Raw genomic sequence first — 17,933 nt, 5'->3', positions numbered from 1 at the left:
ATTCAATTTTTTCTTTTACTTCTTATCAATAGTCGTTGATTATGAGGTTTCATAACAATACTATTTATCTCAAACTACAACAAAGTCTACAATTTTATTGATGACTTCTTGATTGCCAAGTATTTTTCTATGGCCAAGTTTTTCTGTTAGTAATAATGTTCCATTTTCTAATTTCTTATGAATCTCTATTCCATCATTGTAATGCACATCAACATCTTGTTTATCGTGAACGACTAATGTGGGTATTTTAACTCCTTCCGCGGACACACCACCAGAATAATTGTCCAGATCTTCTCCATAATGTTTATCAAAAAATCGTTTCATCAATTTCGCTGTTTTTTGTTTTAGCTGTAAGTTTTTCGCGAAGTTTTGCGTTATTTTAGTGATACTATTAGCGGTTCCAATAATAGCAAGTCTTTGGATGTTTAATCCAAATTTAGTAGCTCTTAATAATGACATTCCTCCAAGAGAATGGCCTATGGCAGCTGTAAAAGGGCCATGAGTTTTTTCTAATTGGTGAATTGCTTCTATAAAGTGAAGCATATTACTTCTTTTTCCAGGAGCTTCACCATGCGCTGGAGCATCAAAACTAACCGTGCTAAATCCTTTGTCCAACAATCGATCTGCAATCATAGATAATTGTGTACCACTGCCTGACCATCCGTGCACTAATAAAACTTTGGTATCAGCATTACCATAATTATATACCACAACCTCTCTATTTATTTTTTTGATAGTAATGATTTCTTTCTTGCTTTCTAAAGCCATGTTTTTTTCTCGCTCCGGCCGTTTATATCTGAAGGGAGTTAAAAATAATCGAGCCCCAAACCTAGACGCTAAAAAAGGAGAAATCCAATTTAGAATTTTACCTGTATACAAAATTGTTTTTGGGATTAATAATGCCTGAACAGGTATTTGATCTTTATCAATTTTATTCACTATGCGATTTTGAAATACACTTTAAAATTAATTCATCAGAATTAGTAGAGCTAAATATTGTGATTAATTAACATTTGTATAAAGCTTAAAAATATAAGCAAAATATATTTTATAAATTCTTTTTTAGACGCTTATAAAGTATTTAATTTTGTAGTTTACTCTTAACTAAAACGGCATGCGGGTACCGCCCTCTGAAATAGAAAAAAAGGAACAGAAAGTACTTTATGATTATCAAGCGAGAGATATTGATAAAATTTTTGGGCGTCTAAACGAATTTCCTAATAGTTATAATTTATTATATCAATTACCAACAGGTGGTGGTAAAACGGTAATCTTTTCGGAGATTGTAAGAAGGTATATCGAAACTACTAAGAAAAAAGTTGTTGTTCTAACTCATCGAATAGAGCTCTGTGATCAGACATCTAGAATGCTAACTGAATTTAATGTAAAAAACAAGATCATTAACAGTAATGTAAAAAAGCTAGAAGATCAGCATGAATATATGTGTTTTGTGGCGATGGTAGAAACACTAAATAATAGATTGAATGATGACCAATTGGAAATTGAAAATGTTGGAATGGTAATCATCGATGAGGCACATTATAATTCTTTCAGGAAGTTATTTCGTTTTTTTAATAATTGTTTTATTCTTGGTGTTACCGCAACTCCCTTAAGCTCTAATATGAAACTACCTATGAAGGATAACTATAGGGAGCTAATAGTAGGGGATACCATTTCATCCTTAATTAACAAAGGATTTTTAGCAAAACCAGTAACGTTTACGTATGATGTTGGGCTTGGTTCTTTAAAAATTGGTATGAACGGAGATTATACTGTAAAATCGTCTGAAGATTTATATACTAATGCTTTAATGCAAGATAAGTTACTTAAGGCTTATGAAGAAAGAGCGAAAGGTAAGAAAACACTAATTTTTAATAATGGAATTAACACTTCTGTTCAGGTATATGATGTGTTTAATCGAGCTGGATATCCAATTAGACATTTAGATAATACCAATAGCAAACAAGAAAGGGCAGACATTCTAAAATGGTTTAAGAATACTGATGATGCGATACTTTCTTCGGTTAGTATTCTAACAACTGGATTCGATGAACCTACGGTAGAAACTGTTATTCTTAATCGTGCTACTAAATCATTGACCTTATACTTCCAGATGATTGGTAGAGGTTCTAGAATATTGCCTAACAAACCAGAATTTTCCATCATAGATATGGGAAATAATACAGCTAGATTTGGACTTTGGAATGGTGATATTGATTGGCAATCCATATTTAGATCACCAGACTTTTATTATGATAGTTTGGTCAGTGATGAAGAAATCGAGCGTAATTTTAAGTATGTAATGCCAGAAGAGATTCGTAAAGAGTTTAGTAAATCTACAGATATCGAATTTGATATAGAGGCTGAATATGCAAATACCAAAAAATACGGATTACGCAGCAAAAGTGTTTTGGAAAAATCCATCGAACAGCATGCTAAGATGTGCGTAGAAAATAGCGAAGACGTATTCGACGCACGAATCCTTAGCAAGCTACTAAATCAAGATATAGAATATAGAGTTCGTAGATATTCTTATTGTATTAGTAAAAGCACAAAAAATTATAGGGATTGGTTACAAGAAGATTACGAAAGAAAACTTCGATCTAAGATTAATCAATTATTTTTATAGGTAAGTTTGATACTCCTTAAAGTTTATACTTCTAATGCCATCTGAACTGCTTTTTCTGCGTGAATTTCTGTGGTATTGAAAATAGGAAGATCTACGTCATTTTGCTGAATCAATAGTGGTATTTCTGTACAACCAAGAACTACACCTTCGGCACCATCATTTTTAAGTTTAGCGATAATATGTTTAAAGGTTTCTCTTGAATCATCTTCAATTTTTCCAAGTACCAATTCGTCGTATATGATTCGATGAATTTGTTCTCTATCCACTAACTCAGGAATGATTACCTCGATACCATATTTATGAAGTATCGTTTTATAAAAATCTTTTTCCATCGTGAATTTGGTACCTAGCAATGCCACTTTTCGTAATCCTTTAGATTTAATTTTACCAGCTGTGGCATCTGCTATATGTAAAAACGGAATTGTTGTGTTGTTTATAATTTCTTCGCTACATAAATGCATTGTGTTTGTACAGAGAATTATAAAATCCGCTCCAGCTCTTTCTAATTGCTTGGATGATGCAATCATATGTTTAGTAAGTGCTTTCCAGTCATCTTTTTTCTGAAGTTTTTCTATTTCTGCAAAATCAACGGATACCATTACTGATTTCGCAGAATGATATCCACCAAGTTTATCTTTTACTAGTTTATTTAATAATTCGTAATAGATAGCAGAGGATTCCCAACTCATACCACCAATTAAACCTATAGTTTTCATTTGTTTATGTTTATTTTTGATTGTTCAATGAAGTTTTCGTATAAATAGTTAGATTCACCTATTTACTGTGGTTTATTTCATTGTTTAAAAGTTTATATTTCTATGTTACCGATTAAGTAAGGAACGGCATATCCGCTTAAAAACACTCTATCATGTTCTAGTTTGCAAAACAATTCTCCACCTCTCTTTGACAGTTGGCTAGCATGTAGTTTAGTTTTTCCTAATTTTTCTGCCCAAAAAGGAACTAATGCCGAATGAGCAGATCCCGTTACAGGATCTTCTAAAGGGATGTCCGGATTAGCATCAAAAACTCTAGATACAAAATCAGATGTGTTTCCTTCAGAAGTAATAATAGTACATAAATAAGGAAGCCCTTTTAGTAATTCTAATCTAGGTTCTTCGGTTATTATTTCTTCCTCGGAAGCTACAGTTAGTAATAAATCTCTTCCAGCAAATGCTTGGATAGGAGTAGAGTTAAATGCCTTAAAAACTTCTTGAGGGATATCAATCTGTTTAGGTGGTCGTGATGGGAAATCTAATGTGATACTACCATTTTCTTCTTTTTTAGCTTTTAAAATGCCGCTTTTTGAAGAAAAAGTAATTTCGTCGATAGAATTGTCCAAATAATTAAAAATAACAAAGGCAGCAGCTAGAGTAGCGTGACCACATAGATCAATTTCGGCATAAGGCATGAACCATCTAATTTCATAAATATCATCTTTCTTTACAAAATATCCAGTTTCGGCTAAATTGTTTTCTATGGCAATATTTAGTAGAGTTTCATCGTCTAACCAATGTGGTAAATGACAGATTGCCGCAGGATTACCTCCAAATAACTTTTGAGTAAAAGCATCTATTTGATAAATAGGAATTTTCATGAGTTTAATTTTAAAATAGATTTGTTATTATTTTAGTTAATAGCTAATGTTCTATTCATATTTTTTGAATACTTGTCCTGTTTTATTACCGGTAATTGCTTCCTCATATACTTTCACAACATCTGATATTTCTACAGGAAAATAACCAGCAAATTTTTGATCTTTAGGGAAATCACCAGCTATGGCTCCAGGAGCTACCGTATTTAGTCTAATACCTCGTTCTAATTCCTGTGATGCACTATGCACAAAACTATGTATTGCGCCATTAACTAGAGAAAGGGCAGAAGCTTTTGGTTCGTAATGTTCGGCTAAAATACCGGTAGTTAGTGTTATAGATCCTTGATCATTTAAATAATCTTTAGCTATATGTATAAGATTTACTTGCCCCATTAATTTACTCTGTATTCCTATATAATGATCTTCTTCTGTTAATTCTTGTAAGTGTTTCCAAGAAGCGGTACCTGCAGCATTTATTACAGCATCTAATTTTGGTAACTTTTCAAATAGCGATATAATAGATTCTTTGTTTGTTATGTCTACTGGATAGGTATTACTATTTCGATGTGCTCCAAAAACTTCATGGGAATCTTTTAAATGATGATACACTTCTTTTCCAATAGTTCCAGTAGATCCAATTATTAAGATTTTCATAATTATATATTTAATTTTATCAATATGTTGTTGTAAATTTTTTATAAATTATTCTTCATTTCGTTTATATACTCTTGTATTGTTTTCTCATTTCTTTGGAAATAAGTCCATTTACCGTGTCTAGTAGGTATAAGTAAACCAGCTTTATGCATAGTAGCAAGATAATTAGAGATTGTAGGTTGTGATAAACCTGATTTTTCTTGAATAAATTGACCGCAAACCCCAAAATCAAAGTGACCTAATTCGGAATGAGGTGGGAAGTTACTAGCCGGATCTTTAAGCCATTTTAAAATGTCTAAACGGGTAGCATTAGCTAAGGCTTTTTTAATTTCTAATACTTGGTCTCTTTTCATAAGACAAATATACATATTTAATTTTATAAATATGTATATTTTGTACACCTATGTTTTGTCTACTAGATATCTCTAATTAACACATTACTATATCGATCTATGTTTTTTAATACCATATCGCTTCCTTTTACAACTACTTCTAGAGGGTTGTCACCTGTATAAACAGGTAATTCTGTAGTAGTAGAAAATCGCTTATCTAGACCTCGTAATAAAGATCCTCCTCCTGTAAGAAAGATTCCTGTATTATAGATATCTGACGAAATTTCCGGTGGAATATCTGATAAGGTTTCTAAGACAGCATTCTCGATTTGAGTAATTGATTTATCCAAACTTTTAAAAATTTCTTTATACGTTAAGAAAGTTTGTTTAGGCTTGCCGGTAAGTACATCTCTTCCTCTAATCGTGGTTTTTTTCGGTGGCGATTCCAAAACGTTGATGGCAGATCCTACTTTAATTTTAATTTCTTCTGCTGTACTTTCTCCAATATGTAAATTATGTTTTTCTCTCACATATTGAATGATATCATTATTAAAAACGTTTCCAGCAATTTTTACAGACTGCCCAGAAATAATCCCTCCTAGTGTAATAACTGCAATATCTGTAGTACCGCCACCAATATCAATAACCATATGTCCTTTAGGTTGTAATACATCTATTCCTGCGCCAATAGCTGCTGCCATGGGTTCAGAAATTAGATATACATTTTTGGCGTTAAGACGTCTTGCAGATTCTTTAACTGCTCTCATTTCTACTTTCGTAATTCCGCAGGGAATGGCAATAATCATCTTATATGATTTTATAAATATGGCATTGCTGATATCAGAAATTTTTTTGATCAATATTTTTAGCATTTTTTCTGATAAATCAAAGTTGGCAATAACGCCGTTCCTTAGCGGATATAGGGTTTTAATATTTTGATGGATTTTACCACGCATAGAGCTGGCTTCTTTTCCGACTGCTATTATTTTTCCACTTAATCTATTAACCGCAATAATAGAGGGGACATCAATTGCTATTTTACCTTTATGAGAAATTAAAGTATTGGTTGTTCCTAAATCAACAGCAATTTTATTGGTTAGAAAGTCTAATAAGCCCATGTTTTGTGTGTTAAGTTAGTTTTTAGATTTGAGTTGCTAATTGATAATAACTCCAAGATGTTTATTATATTGTCAGTTGTTCTTTAAATAGCTGATATTCAGTTTTTTGTAACATTTTAGTGCTTTTAGTGTAATTCTTAGGGATTTGCAATGATGTTTTTCAGCTAATAAAACATATGCGATATTGGTTTTTAAGGTGTTTTAGGTTTTATTTAAACGGTTATAAAATTTTTATGGCTAACTACCGTTTTCCAGTTAGTTTCTTTTATTTTTGCTGCTGATGACGCGTAACTACATATTTCTAGTATTCCTATTTTTAACCACATTTACCTATTCACAAATAGGAGGTAGGTATACGTATCAATTCCTTAATTTGGTTTCTTCACCTAAGCAAGCTGCCCTTGGCGGTAAGTACGTTACCGGTTATAGTATGGATCCTACAGATGCTATGTTAAATCCTGCTGCTATCAATAGTGAGATGGATAACCAACTGTCTATAAATTATGTTAATTATATAGCAGATGTAAATTATGGGTCAGTAGCTTATGCTAAAGCATTTGGTCGGAATAGACAGATGTTTCACGCTGGAGTTACATATATAAATTATGGAAGGTTTGACGGGTTTGATGAGTTTGGAAATGAGACAGGAGATTTTGGAGCTGGTGAAGTTGCGATCTCAGTGGGTTATGCTTATACGATTCCTAATTCTAATTTTCATGTTGGGGCTAATGGAAAATTTATTTCCTCTAAATTAGAAGAATATACTTCTATCGGAGGGGCTCTTGATGTAGGTTTGATATATCATAATCCTGATACAAAATTTGATTTTGGTCTTTCAGTAAGAAACTTGGGAACACAGTTTACAACCTATGATGAAACGAGAGAAAATCTTCCTTTATCCGTAGATATGGGAATTGCACAAACATTAAAAAATGTCCCTATACGATGGAATTTAACATTAGAGAATTTACAGGTTTGGGATGTAGCTTTTAGAAATCCTGCTAGAGATATCACCGACTTAGAGGGTAATGTTGAAGCTGATGATCCAAGTTTTTTTAATAATGCTCTGCGTCATGTAGTAGTAGGATTAGAGTTTTTTCCCGAAAGTGGATTTAATGTTCGATTAGGATATAATTTTAGAAGATCAGAAGAATTAAGAATAGTTGACCAACGATCTTTTGCAGGATTAAGTGGTGGTTTTTCTCTGAAATTAGGAAAGTTTAGGTTCGCTTATTCCTATGCGCGTTACAATTCGGCAGCATCTTCAAGTACTTTTGGTGTCAACGTAAATTTACAATAGTGAATAAAAAAATTATCATTGCAATAGATGGGTATTCTTCTACTGGAAAAAGTACCGTAGCACGGCAACTTGCTAAAAAATTAGGATATATATACGTCGATACAGGTGCAATGTATCGTGCCGTTACCTTGTATGCCATGAAACAAGGATATATTGGCAGTGATCATTTTTATCAAGAAGCATTAGAAAATAGCCTTCCTTTAATACAAATAAAATTTGAAGTAAATCCTGAAACTGGACTGGCAGAAGTTGTTCTTAATGATAAAAACGTAGAAAAAGAAATTAGAACGCTTGGAGTATCTAGATTAGTAAGTCCTGTAGCCGCGGTATCGAAAGTTCGAAAGAAGTTGGTAGAACAACAGCAACTTATGGGCAAAGATAAGGGGATTGTCATGGATGGAAGAGATATTGGAACGGTAGTTTTCCCGGATGCCGAGTTGAAGTTGTTTATGACAGCAACGGCAAAGGATAGAGCAGAGAGAAGGTATAAAGAACTTGTAGAAAGAGGTGATCAAGTAACCTATGAAGATGTTCTTAAAAATGTAGTGAATAGAGATCATATAGACAGCACAAGGAAAGATTCTCCACTTCGCAAAGCGGAAGGCGCTATACAAATTGATAATTCTAATCTAACATTAGATGAACAATTTCAGCAGATTTTAGACCTTGCTCAAAATACTATTGAAAAAAATAACCAATAACTACTGATTTATTGACTTAAATCATTCGGTACTTTTTGTATCTCTTAGTTCGTAGAAAAACATCTTACCTTTGATGTATTCTATCAGTTCTTTTGGTTCGTCTTTTTCTTGTATCAAAAGAACTCTATTTAGGATTAAGGTTTTTTCTTTTACCGTATGTTTAAGAGGAATCGAAGTATCCGAAATGGCATACAACGGTGTTTCTTTAAGAATTTTATATTCCTTACCATTATTTAATACTACAGTTTTATTAGATTCGAAGATGATATTTGTTTTAGATAAAACTTGTCCATAGCCAGATATCCCAATCGCTAATGCAACTAAAAGTAAAATTGATCTCATATCAAAACCGGATTTGGTGAAGCGTAATTACGGTAAAGCCGTAAAATTAGTGATTTTATTTTTTTAAATCGCCAAATCTTGATAATTAACGAATGTTTAGAGTGTTTATCCTACTTTTATGACAAAAAAAAGATCTTCTTAAATAGTTAAGAAGATCTAATTATATATGATATCTAATATGTCTTATAGATTAGGTATGATCAATTCTTGATCTGGGTGGATTACGTCAGGATTTTTTAAAATATGCGTATTTGCCTCAAAAATTTCCTTGTATTTCATAGGATCTTTGTAATAATGCTTTGCAATTTTACTTAAAGATTCTCCACTTTTTACTGTATGTCTATGGTAAACAGAATTATCGGCTACATCTATATCTGCTTCAATATCTGATGGAGCTTCTCCACCGATTTCTTTAATCTTATCCCAAAGTTGGTTTTTTTCATATTGCGTGTTAGCAGTTCCTTTTACTTTAAGAACTCCATTCTCTTCAGTTACATCCCCGTTTTGAATATTTAATTCCTGTCCAAGATCTAAAACATCTTGATATTTTGCTTTAACCATAACTAAGTTGATTTAAAATTATTAATTAGATTTACTCAAATATAATAATTTATACAGTTGATTTTAGCATATATGAAGATTAAAAAAGAGGAAATAATCGACAAAATGCAGAATTTATCTATATTCGAATTGTTATAAAAATTAGTTACATGTTTCGAAAACGTTTCTACTACCTTATTCAACTTCAATATTTAGGTTTTAGATATCATGGTTGGCAAAAACAGCCTAACGTGAATACTTTGCAAAGGATGGTGGAACGTACTATTACGTATGTTTTAGATCATAAAGATTTTAAAGTTTTAGCAGCAGGAAGAACAGATGCCAAGGTATCTGCCAATGAAGCGTATATAGAGTTGTTTGTGGATCATAAGCAACTAGAGTTAAAAGATTTCTTTGTACTGTTCAATCAAAATTTACCCCAAGATATTAGAGCTTTGAGTATACAAGAGACAGATGAGAATTTTAATATCATACAACATCCCAAGATCAAAGAATATGTGTACTTATTCTCATTCGGAAAGAAATTTCATCCATTTTCTGCACCTTTTATGTATAATGTAATAGAAGATCTGGATATCGAGAGTATGATGCAGGCAGCAACCTTGTTCGAGGGTAAGCACAATTATAGATCTTATTGCCATCGTCCTAATGAGAATACAATCGTTCATGGAGAAATTTTAGTTTGTGAGATTACAAAGAATGATTTGTATACGGCTAATTTTTTTCCAAATACAAGTTATATGTTAAGGGTTAAAGGTGTTGGTTTTAAAAGAAATCAAATACGATTGATGATGGGGGCTCTATTAGATTTAGGAAAGGGTAAAATTGATTTAGAATTTATAAAAAACACATTGGATCCCAATCATGAGAAAATAACATTAGAACACATTGTTCCTGGTTCTGGTTTGATATTAAATTCTGTGGAGTTACAGGAATAAAATATTTGAATACATTATTAGGTGGTGATGCATAGTTTTACAAAAAATATGTGATTAGATGAAAGTAATATCAACAAATATCGGAGAACCTCAAACCATATCTTGGAGAGGAAAAGAAGTAAAAACAGGTATTTATAAGTATCCTGTGGATGAACCTATTTTTTTAGATAAAGAAGATGTGAAGGGTGATCATGTGATTGATAGAAGAGTTCATGGAGGTGTAGACAAAGCTTGCTACTTATATGCTGCAGAGCATTACCCTTATTGGAAAGAGAAGTATCCAGATCTCGATTGGAATTATGGTATGTTTGGCGAAAACCTTACAGTTTTGGGATTAGATGAGCGCATTATAAACATCGGAAGCATATATAATCTTGGTGAAGCTGTGGTTCAGGTAACGCAACCAAGACAACCTTGTTATAAATTGGGAGTTCGTTTTGGAACTCAAACTATTTTGAAACAATTTATACAAGCATTAATGCCAGGCGTATATGTAAGAGTATTGACTGCCGGTTTGGTTAAAAAAGATGATGTTTTGATTCCACAAGAACTACATACAGAAGGAGTTTCTATTCAGGATATGTACAAACTTTTTTATGACCAGAATTCTCATGAAGCTTTGGCCAAAAAGGCAATCGATGATCCTTTCGTTACTACAAACAATAAAAAAAATATCCTAAACCGCTACGGAAGCTCAATTTCTAAATAGTATATGGATGTTCGGAGAACCAAGAATCTGATTATTGGAGCGGGACCTTCAGGTCTGGCAGTAGCAGGACGTTTTAGAAAACAAAATATTCCTTTTGAGATCATCGAGCAAACTGATAAAATAGCTTGGAGTTGGCATAACCATTATGATCGATTGTTACTACATACGGTAAAAGAGCTTTCTCATTTACCATACTTGGAGTTTCCGGTAGACTATCCTAGATATGTACCTAAAGCTAAATTAGCAGCATATTATGAGAAGTATGCAGAACATTTTGATATTCGACCTTGTTTTAATACCACTGCAAATTCAGTAAAAAAAGAAGAAGACTATTGGGGCGTTGATACGAATAATGGTTCATACAAGGCTCATAATGTTATTATTGCCACAGGAATAAATAGAACTCCATTTATACCGATTTGGGAAAATCAAAGTGATTTTCTGGGAGCTATCATGCATAGCAGGAATTATAAGAACGCTTTGCCGTTTAAGGGGAAAAAGGTATTGGTTGTAGGTATGGGGAATACAGGAGCTGAGTTAGCATTAGATCTTAGTAAGCATGATATAGATGTTAGTATATCCGTACGAAGTCCGTTATTAATTGTTCCTAGAGATATCAATGGACGTCCAGTACAGATTACTGCTAAAAAATTGGAGAAACTACCCTTTGGATTAGGAAGATGGATTGGAAAGCAAGTTCGAAAAATTGTCATTGGAGATCTTTCTAAACACGGAATCTCTATTTCTAAAAAAGATCCAATTGATCATCTTAAGCAAACAGGTAAAACGCCAGTAATTGATCTCGGTACCGTAAGACAAATTAAATCTGGAAAAATAAAAGTGGTAGGAGATATCAATTCCTTTTATGAAAAAGGTGTAAAGCTTAGAGACGGAACTAAAATAAGTGTTGATGTTGTGATCTTAGCAACTGGATATCGTGCTAAGGTTGAGCAGTTTATTGAAAACACGGATGGTTTATTAGATTCATACGGAGTTCCTAAGAATGTAATAGGAACAGGGATTCATCAAGGTTTGTATTTTGTTGGTTTTGATAATTATAAACTTGGCGGAATATTAGGAACTGTTGTTAATGATTCTAAGATCATAGCAGATGATATTTTTAGAAAGAGTATATAGTTTTTCACGGTTTACGGTGTTTTATGTTTTCTAGTTATACATGAAATTTGATTTTTGAAAATCAGTATAAAATGAAGAACAAATTCATACTTATAGCATTCTTTTTTATTGGGTATGTTTCAATCGCTCAAAAATATTTTAAGCCCTTTGTTGATTTTTACGGTGATAATTTAGTAGTGGACAACTTTCCTGCTATTTCTGACGATGGATCACATTATTTAATAGAATATAGTCAATATTCCTGTTGCGTATCTACCGAAACAAAGCTACAAAAGATTAGCGCTAAAGATGGAAGGGTTTTAGATGAAATTATGTTATATCCAGGAGAAGAAGCAACAGAACTTTTAGTTCACGATTTAGAAACAGCTTATAAGAAGGTGCAAAAGCTTTTGAATGAAGATAACTACCGAACGTTGAAAGAAATCACGAAGTTTAATCATCTTAATGATATCAATAATAAACATAAGATTACTTTTACTCTCGAGGATCAAAAGTATACAAGTGATAAAATTCATCTTCGTAGAATATCATCTCATGGTTTTTGTTGTAATGGAGGTACAGATATAAATGAGAACTGCCAGTTATACCAAAGTATTGTAAATGTTTGGTTTTCTAAAGAACATAATCTTTTACTTATAGAATCTGGTATTATTCATGGAATGGATGGTTGTGATCAAGGTCCTTTTTATCAGCTAATTTCGATAACAGATCATTAACTACTAGGCTGATTCTTTTTCTAAAATGGCAAGTGCTAATTTAATCGTATTGTAATCCATAGCTTGTTCAAAATGCTCGAAGTAGGGTTTTAATGTATCCGGATTATCCAACGCTTCTTTCGCAACTCTTACAGCTTTCACATCTTCTTTAGCTACGAATGCATGGAGATCTATATCTTCTCCGTCATTAAATAATTTCATGATATGAGAAAAAATGGTGGACTGCGCTAGTTTTCTTACTTCAGAAATTTCTTCAATAGATAGACCTTGTTGATATAAAGTTAGAGTTTCTTTAAATGAGTTTCCTTTATTTTTAGCCGGCTTTTTTTTCTTTTTTGTTTTTTCGGATGAATAATCAATGATAGCTTTAATAAATTGATATCCATAATTTTGCATTTTCAATCTACCCACACCGCTGATTTGCATAAATTCTTCATCACTCATCGGTCTTATTTTTTCCATTTCTTTAAGCGATGCATCGTTAAAGATTTGATAAGCAGGAATACCAGCTTCCTTTGCCAGTCGCAGTCGTAGTTCTCTTAATTTGTCGAATAATGTATTTGCTGTTCGCTGTTTCGTTTGTTGTGCAGCAGTTTCTTTAATTTTTTCAAATTCTGCTAAATTCGCCAAACTTACTTTTTCACCTTCAAACAATACCTTTTTTGAAAGTTGGGTGAGTTTAAGTTTGTTATTTTGGTGAAAGGCGATTTCGAGATATCCTTGATTGATTAACTGAATGATATATTGTTGCCAATCTTGCCATGATATATCATTGGCAATTCCGTAGGTCTTTAGATGTTGATATCCTTTATCAATTACCACAGCATTCTGAGCACCTCTAAGAACATCAATAATAGTTCCCATAGGTTCTTCTTCTTTTATTCTAACTACTGTAGATAGTGCTTTTTGAGCAATTATGGTTCCATCTATGAAACTCGGAGGATTTTTACAAACATCGCAATTACCGCAATCTTCTTCAATCAATTCGCCAAAATAACTTAACAGTATTTTTCTTCTACAACTTAAAGAATCAGCATATTGCTTCATTCTATCTAGTTTTGCCATCTGTACTTCATGATTACCAGATGTTGTGGCAAATTTTTGTAATTGAATAACATCTGCAAAACTATGAAAAAGTAGGGTAGAAGATGGTAATCCATCTCGACCGGCACGACCAATTTCCTGATAATACCCTTCTATGTTTTTAGGTAAATTGTAATGAATCACCCAACGAACATTAGATTTATCGATTCCCATTCCAAAAGCAATGGTAGCACAGACTATATGTGTTGTATCATTTATAAAATTCTCTTGTACTAAAGCTCTTTTTTCATGTGCAATACCTGCGTGATATGCTTCAGCTTTAAAACCTTGATTTTGGAGTTTTTCCGCAAGCATTTCGGTAGTTTTTCTACTCAAGCAATAGATAATACCTGCTTCTTCAGTTTTATCTTCCAGAAAGTCAAATATTTGTTCTATTCTTTTATTTCCAGGACGAACTTCTAAACTAAGGTTTTTTCGATCAAAAGATGCTAAAAACAATTTGGCATTAGGAATGTTTAATTGTTCGCAGATATCTTTCCTTGTTGCCTTGTCTGCGGTAGCGGTAAGTGCTATAATTGGAACATCATTAAAACGTTTTTTCAGATATCCCAGTTGGGTATAAGCAGGTCTAAAATCGTGTCCCCATGCCGAAATACAATGTGCTTCATCAATTGCGATTAAACTGATTTCTATCTGAGAAAGAAGATTGTCTATAAAACTTAAGCTCTCTGGAGCTATGTATAGTAATTGAATTTGCTTTTCTTGAAGTTTAGTATAAATTTCTTGTTGTTCATCTTCATTCTGACTACTATTTACATAGGCAGCTTGTATACCGTTTGCTTTTAATCCATCCACTTGATCTTTCATTAAGGCAATCAAAGGCGAAATAACCAAGGTAACTCCTGGAAGTAAGAGAGCAGGTAATTGATAACAAATAGATTTTCCTCCACCAGTAGGCATAACAACCATGTTGTCATTACCAGAAAATATGGAGTTTACAATATCTTCCTGTAATGGTCTGAAACTGTCATACCCAAAATACTCTTTGAGCGTGGCGTAAATTTGTTCTTTTTCTGGCATAGTTACAAAGAACGGAAAAAGGTAGTAAACCTAAACTTTCGAAACTAAAGTTTATAAACTATTTCTCAATTCTAAACATGCTGATCTAATAAAATGGCATTGCCATCAGGATCTGTTAGTACTACACTTGCAGGGCCTTTAGAATCTTCATCAGCTTCTTTTTGCAGTGGGATACCTTTATTTTTTAAGTGTTTTTGAATTTCTCTAACATCATCAAAGTTTTCTAGAGTACTTGCATTATGATCCCAGCCTGGATTGAAAGTGATGATATTATTTTCAAACATTCCTTGAAACAGACCAATTAAGGTGGTTTCGTTTTTCATAATGAGATAGTTTTTTTCCAGACTTCCGGCAAAAACTTCGAATCCTAAGTTTTCATAGAATTCTTTGGAAACATTAATATCTTTTACACTTAAACTAATTGAAAAAGCGCCTAATTTCATATCTATATGGTTTGGTTGTTATGTTATAAATGTAAAGAAATTTTAGTTTAACTGGTTACAACACTCATTTGAAACTTAAATGCTTGTAATTAAATGGGATTTGTAGTTAGAAATAATTTTATTGAGTTAGCTAGGTTTCTCTTACATCTGATATAAAGTCTCTTTGATACTGTGTTTTGATAAATTTTACACTTTGTTACTACTATTTTTTTCTATCAATTCCTGAATTTCGGATTCAAGTCTCTCATAATTTTCTTTATTGGCTTGTTCTTTTGTAATTATAATTTCTTTTCCTTCTTTATCAGTAAAAGTTGATGGAATTTTTGCTCCCGAAGAAAAATTAATTATTTCATTATCTGTAGCTATCAAGTAATTTGTTGGATATCCCATAATATGTCTAAAACCAGAAATATCGATTGTATGTGGATCAGGATGTTTTTCTTGAGAGGGAACTAAAACTATATCTTTATTATAATCAGGCGCAAGTTTTTCTAAATCCGATTGAGTATCCCAAAATAGAAGTACAAAATCTACTTGATTACTATACTTTTCAACTATTTTATTTAATGCTGTAACTTCGAATTTACATGCGGCACACCAAGATGCTGTCACCTGTAAGAAAAGAGGTTTTTTTCTTTTAGCCGTATTGTAAATATCTTTATTAATGGATTTAAATTTATAATCTTTAATAAAACTGTTCAAAATAGTTTGCTTAATCGAGTCATCATATTTTAATGCATTTTCATTATCATTTTTGTCCCAATATTTTTGAGAATCTTCAATATATTGTTTTATGAATTTTTCAGATTGTGCAAATGATTTTTTCTGAATTTTCGTTTCAGACTCCTCTTTTTTTGAATTTTTACAAGAATAAAATATTGTAATTGTTAATACTAATAGAAATATTTTTTTCATAGTTTTTAGTTTTATAATTCAGAATTCTTTAGAATAAATTATTATACTTCGCTCTAGTTCTTTAAATTTAAAACTAATTGTTGACTCAAATCGCCTAAATTTAAGTCATTGCCTTTTTGGTTGGGTGAATAGCCTTTTGATAGTCCAAAAAGAATAGTTCTTTTAACTAATTCAGGTTCAATAATAAATGGATTATCGTACATACAAGATTTTTCTCCATTTATACTATGTCTGAAATTTGCGAATAGTTTTTGTCCATTATATTCTTCAGAAATAATTAAAAGCATAACACCATAAAAATCACCTTTAACCATCCACCTATATTGGTGGTTATTAACTATAATTCTTCGAGACTTTTTTTTAGGAAATGCCATTTTTTTAATAATGCACAACATTTATTATAAGTGTCATAGCAAGGCAAAATGTTACCTTACTCTTTGATAAAATTTTACATATGTTATTAATTTTGTAAATATTATTCCTTTTGCATGACGCGACTTAATGTGTTATCTAATTTTTCTTTTACCAAATCACCTAAAGATATCACTAATATTTTTTTATCCCAGTCATCCCAAGTAATAGAAATTAATCTTTCAAAATTCATAATATCAGTATGAAAAAGAGTACCGTCAAATTCTTCATACGTTTCTTTTATTTTCACTCTTTTTCCTAGCTTCTGAATTATGCTTTTTTTACTTAATTCCGAGTAAGGAGAAAGTCTTTCGAGATGTAAAGAAAAAGAGGTGATTTTTTCATTTTTAATTCTGAATCGAGATCCATCTTTATACCCGATCCAACCACCTTCATTTATAACTGCTTCAATTCTTTCTTTAAGGGTAAATTCAATTTCTTTTCCATTAATTAAAACAAAAGTTTTATCATCTTTCCATATCCTGCCTTCTGTCTTCTTAGGGTATGTTTCAAGTCCAGTTAAAATGACTTCATCTAGCCTTAATTCATTAACACTATCCCCAATTTTATGTCTAGATAGGGTAATTTCAAATACACTTATTTTATTGTTAAATAAAACTTTAGGATTGCTGATTAGTTCTAAGTCAGCTTGTTTTTTCGATTTAAATATTTTTTTTAGTATTCTCAATTACTACAAATAACGTTTAATATATGTGTCGTAGAAAGGCAAAATGTTACCTTATTTTTTGACTTTTCTGTGAATTGGTAGCTAGCTTTCAATTTTGCAGCTATTGCACATTATTGAAACTACGCAAACCAATCTATTCATCAACTTGTTGCTATAATTCTAATATATTTTATTGAAGCACGTTTTCAGTTTCTTTCTATAACGATTGTTTTACCAATCATATCTCCTAAACGTTGATGTTTTTTACTGTACTTTATTGTCAAAATACCAACCAAACCTAGAGGCCACATGTCAATCATGTCAGCGCAATGTCGCAAAAGGGATTGCGAAAATTTTATTTTTCCGCCATTTTCATTGACTACTTTCAACTTTAGTAATAGATTCCCAATAGTACTTTGGAATAATGTCTCAGGAATAATCATGACAATTATCCAAAGTCCGATAAAAAATATCCAACCATAATCAAATTCATAGGTTCTTACAACAGTTTTTTCTCCGAATAGAGATAAAGAGGACCAGAATAAACCAAACCATATTGTATAGTCAATCAACCCCGCAGTTATTCTTTTAATTAAAAAATATTTTGGCATATTGTACTCTTGGATTTATAATTTAACGTGCTGC

The 17,933-nt window shown here is 32.0% G+C and carries 21 protein-coding genes; 7 read left to right on the top strand and 14 right to left on the bottom strand.

All coding sequences use genetic code 11. The features are described from left to right. Positions 1 to 69: 69 nt before the first annotated feature. Positions 70 to 939: an alpha/beta hydrolase gene (locus ACWNT5_RS18435; protein WP_299601168.1), complete on the bottom strand. Its 870-nt coding sequence runs from the start codon at positions 937 to 939 to the stop codon at positions 70 to 72. A 175-nt stretch (positions 940 to 1,114) separates the two neighbouring features. On the opposite strand from ACWNT5_RS18435, the gene ACWNT5_RS18430 reads away from it, so the two are divergent. Further along, positions 1,115 to 2,629 (top strand): DEAD/DEAH box helicase, encoded by a 1,515-nt coding sequence (locus ACWNT5_RS18430; RefSeq protein ID WP_456518202.1) that lies wholly within the window; start codon positions 1,115 to 1,117, stop codon positions 2,627 to 2,629. Positions 2,630 to 2,652: 23 nt separating this feature from the next. Here ACWNT5_RS18430 and ACWNT5_RS18425 read toward each other — a convergent pair whose 3' ends face one another. From ACWNT5_RS18425 to mreB, 5 genes are all read right to left on the bottom strand, one after another. Further along, positions 2,653 to 3,345 carry an aspartate/glutamate racemase family protein gene (locus ACWNT5_RS18425; protein ID WP_456518201.1) on the bottom strand — a complete coding sequence of 231 codons (693 nt, stop codon included), beginning with the start codon at positions 3,343 to 3,345 and terminating at the stop codon, positions 2,653 to 2,655. 92 nt (positions 3,346 to 3,437) lie between these two features. Next, complete coding sequence (locus ACWNT5_RS18420) at positions 3,438 to 4,223, bottom strand: PhzF family phenazine biosynthesis protein (protein ID WP_456518200.1); 786 nt, start codon at positions 4,221 to 4,223, stop codon at positions 3,438 to 3,440. 51 nt (positions 4,224 to 4,274) lie between these two features. Beyond that, positions 4,275 to 4,874, bottom strand: coding sequence for a short chain dehydrogenase (locus ACWNT5_RS18415; RefSeq protein WP_456518199.1), 600 nt, complete (start codon positions 4,872 to 4,874; stop codon positions 4,275 to 4,277). Positions 4,875 to 4,915: 41 nt separating this feature from the next. Beyond that, the gene (locus ACWNT5_RS18410; RefSeq protein WP_299601176.1) at positions 4,916 to 5,227 is read right to left on the bottom strand and encodes an ArsR/SmtB family transcription factor; all 312 of its coding nucleotides are present in this window, start codon (positions 5,225 to 5,227) and stop codon (positions 4,916 to 4,918) included. 62 nt (positions 5,228 to 5,289) lie between these two features. After that, on the bottom strand, positions 5,290 to 6,324 hold the full coding sequence (mreB, locus tag ACWNT5_RS18405) for a rod shape-determining protein (RefSeq protein WP_299897024.1): 1,035 nt from the start codon (positions 6,322 to 6,324) through the stop codon (positions 5,290 to 5,292). Between the two features lie 280 nt (positions 6,325 to 6,604). Here mreB and porQ point away from each other — a divergent pair, with 280 nt between their 5' ends. Together porQ and cmk are read left to right on the top strand one after the other, a co-directional pair. Further along, on the top strand, positions 6,605 to 7,624 hold the full coding sequence (gene porQ / locus ACWNT5_RS18400; protein WP_456518198.1) for a type IX secretion system protein PorQ: 1,020 nt from the start codon (positions 6,605 to 6,607) through the stop codon (positions 7,622 to 7,624). After that, on the top strand, positions 7,624 to 8,325 hold the full coding sequence (gene cmk, locus ACWNT5_RS18395) for a (d)CMP kinase (protein WP_299601183.1): 702 nt from the start codon (positions 7,624 to 7,626) through the stop codon (positions 8,323 to 8,325). Before porQ ends, cmk begins: the two co-directional genes overlap by 1 nt. A gap of 21 nt (positions 8,326 to 8,346) precedes the next feature. Here the strand turns inward: cmk and ACWNT5_RS18390 are convergent, their stop codons facing one another. Both ACWNT5_RS18390 and ACWNT5_RS18385 read right to left on the bottom strand, forming a co-directional pair. Next, entirely contained in the window at positions 8,347 to 8,667 is a 321-nt protein-coding gene (locus tag ACWNT5_RS18390) for a hypothetical protein (RefSeq protein WP_299601185.1), read from the bottom strand. A 183-nt stretch (positions 8,668 to 8,850) separates the two neighbouring features. Continuing rightward, a complete protein-coding gene (locus ACWNT5_RS18385; RefSeq protein ID WP_299601188.1) occupies positions 8,851 to 9,228 on the bottom strand; it encodes a LysM peptidoglycan-binding domain-containing protein in 378 nt (125 codons plus the stop codon). Positions 9,229 to 9,377: 149 nt separating this feature from the next. Between ACWNT5_RS18385 and ACWNT5_RS18380 the strand changes: the two genes are divergently transcribed. The 4 genes from ACWNT5_RS18380 to ACWNT5_RS18365 all read left to right on the top strand — a co-directional run bounded on the left by ACWNT5_RS18380 (position 9,378) and on the right by ACWNT5_RS18365 (position 12,728). Continuing rightward, a complete protein-coding gene (locus tag ACWNT5_RS18380) occupies positions 9,378 to 10,166 on the top strand; it encodes a tRNA pseudouridine synthase A (protein WP_299601191.1) in 789 nt (262 codons plus the stop codon). A 58-nt stretch (positions 10,167 to 10,224) separates the two neighbouring features. Beyond that, positions 10,225 to 10,875 (top strand): MOSC domain-containing protein, encoded by a 651-nt coding sequence (locus ACWNT5_RS18375; protein ID WP_299601194.1) that lies wholly within the window; start codon positions 10,225 to 10,227, stop codon positions 10,873 to 10,875. A gap of 3 nt (positions 10,876 to 10,878) precedes the next feature. Beyond that, positions 10,879 to 12,012, top strand: coding sequence for a flavin-containing monooxygenase (locus ACWNT5_RS18370; RefSeq protein WP_456518197.1), 1,134 nt, complete (start codon positions 10,879 to 10,881; stop codon positions 12,010 to 12,012). Between the two features lie 71 nt (positions 12,013 to 12,083). Further along, positions 12,084 to 12,728, top strand: coding sequence for a hypothetical protein (locus ACWNT5_RS18365; RefSeq protein ID WP_456518196.1), 645 nt, complete (start codon positions 12,084 to 12,086; stop codon positions 12,726 to 12,728). Positions 12,729 to 12,731: 3 nt separating this feature from the next. Here ACWNT5_RS18365 and recQ read toward each other — a convergent pair whose 3' ends face one another. The 6 genes from recQ to ACWNT5_RS18335 form a co-directional block, all read right to left on the bottom strand. Beyond that, a complete protein-coding gene (gene recQ / locus ACWNT5_RS18360; protein WP_456518195.1) occupies positions 12,732 to 14,852 on the bottom strand; it encodes a DNA helicase RecQ in 2,121 nt (706 codons plus the stop codon). Between the two features lie 71 nt (positions 14,853 to 14,923). Continuing rightward, positions 14,924 to 15,295: a VOC family protein gene (locus tag ACWNT5_RS18355; protein WP_456518194.1), complete on the bottom strand. Its 372-nt coding sequence runs from the start codon at positions 15,293 to 15,295 to the stop codon at positions 14,924 to 14,926. 186 nt (positions 15,296 to 15,481) lie between these two features. Then, positions 15,482 to 16,210, bottom strand: a complete 729-nt coding sequence (locus tag ACWNT5_RS18350; protein ID WP_456518193.1) for a TlpA family protein disulfide reductase — start codon at positions 16,208 to 16,210, stop codon at positions 15,482 to 15,484. A 53-nt stretch (positions 16,211 to 16,263) separates the two neighbouring features. Beyond that, positions 16,264 to 16,584, bottom strand: coding sequence for a hypothetical protein (locus tag ACWNT5_RS18345; protein ID WP_299601209.1), 321 nt, complete (start codon positions 16,582 to 16,584; stop codon positions 16,264 to 16,266). A gap of 101 nt (positions 16,585 to 16,685) precedes the next feature. Next, a complete protein-coding gene (locus ACWNT5_RS18340; RefSeq protein WP_299601211.1) occupies positions 16,686 to 17,309 on the bottom strand; it encodes a hypothetical protein in 624 nt (207 codons plus the stop codon). 185 nt (positions 17,310 to 17,494) lie between these two features. Next, positions 17,495 to 17,899 (bottom strand): RDD family protein, encoded by a 405-nt coding sequence (locus tag ACWNT5_RS18335; RefSeq protein WP_299601213.1) that lies wholly within the window; start codon positions 17,897 to 17,899, stop codon positions 17,495 to 17,497. Positions 17,900 to 17,933: the final 34 nt, after the last annotated feature.

It is taken from the genome of Aquimarina sp. 433 (genome assembly GCF_054054605.1).
Note: the sequence above shows the minus strand (reverse complement) of the source record. Positions and strands in the feature narration are given on the sequence as shown.

Bases quoted from the DNA above. Each gene is read 5' to 3' on its own strand.
- ACWNT5_RS18430 (WP_456518202.1), top strand. From the start codon at position 1,115: ATGCGGGTACCGCCCTCTGAAATAGAAAAAAAGGAACAGAAAGTACTT.
- ACWNT5_RS18345 (WP_299601209.1), bottom strand. From the start codon at position 16,584: ATGGCATTTCCTAAAAAAAAGTCTCGAAGAATTATAGTTAATAACCAC.
- ACWNT5_RS18390 (WP_299601185.1), bottom strand. From the start codon at position 8,667: ATGAGATCAATTTTACTTTTAGTTGCATTAGCGATTGGGATATCTGGC.
- recQ (WP_456518195.1), bottom strand. From the start codon at position 14,852: ATGCCAGAAAAAGAACAAATTTACGCCACGCTCAAAGAGTATTTTGGG.
- porQ (WP_456518198.1), top strand. From the start codon at position 6,605: ATGACGCGTAACTACATATTTCTAGTATTCCTATTTTTAACCACATTT.
- ACWNT5_RS18380 (WP_299601191.1), top strand. From the start codon at position 9,378: ATGTTTCGAAAACGTTTCTACTACCTTATTCAACTTCAATATTTAGGT.
- ACWNT5_RS18375 (WP_299601194.1), top strand. From the start codon at position 10,225: ATGAAAGTAATATCAACAAATATCGGAGAACCTCAAACCATATCTTGG.
- mreB (WP_299897024.1), bottom strand. From the start codon at position 6,324: ATGGGCTTATTAGACTTTCTAACCAATAAAATTGCTGTTGATTTAGGA.
- ACWNT5_RS18425 (WP_456518201.1), bottom strand. From the start codon at position 3,345: ATGAAAACTATAGGTTTAATTGGTGGTATGAGTTGGGAATCCTCTGCT.
- ACWNT5_RS18355 (WP_456518194.1), bottom strand. From the start codon at position 15,295: ATGAAATTAGGCGCTTTTTCAATTAGTTTAAGTGTAAAAGATATTAAT.
- ACWNT5_RS18410 (WP_299601176.1), bottom strand. From the start codon at position 5,227: ATGAAAAGAGACCAAGTATTAGAAATTAAAAAAGCCTTAGCTAATGCT.
- ACWNT5_RS18370 (WP_456518197.1), top strand. From the start codon at position 10,879: ATGGATGTTCGGAGAACCAAGAATCTGATTATTGGAGCGGGACCTTCA.
- ACWNT5_RS18420 (WP_456518200.1), bottom strand. From the start codon at position 4,223: ATGAAAATTCCTATTTATCAAATAGATGCTTTTACTCAAAAGTTATTT.
- ACWNT5_RS18335 (WP_299601213.1), bottom strand. From the start codon at position 17,899: ATGCCAAAATATTTTTTAATTAAAAGAATAACTGCGGGGTTGATTGAC.
- ACWNT5_RS18385 (WP_299601188.1), bottom strand. From the start codon at position 9,228: ATGGTTAAAGCAAAATATCAAGATGTTTTAGATCTTGGACAGGAATTA.
- ACWNT5_RS18350 (WP_456518193.1), bottom strand. From the start codon at position 16,210: ATGAAAAAAATATTTCTATTAGTATTAACAATTACAATATTTTATTCT.
- ACWNT5_RS18415 (WP_456518199.1), bottom strand. From the start codon at position 4,874: ATGAAAATCTTAATAATTGGATCTACTGGAACTATTGGAAAAGAAGTG.
- ACWNT5_RS18365 (WP_456518196.1), top strand. From the start codon at position 12,084: ATGAAGAACAAATTCATACTTATAGCATTCTTTTTTATTGGGTATGTT.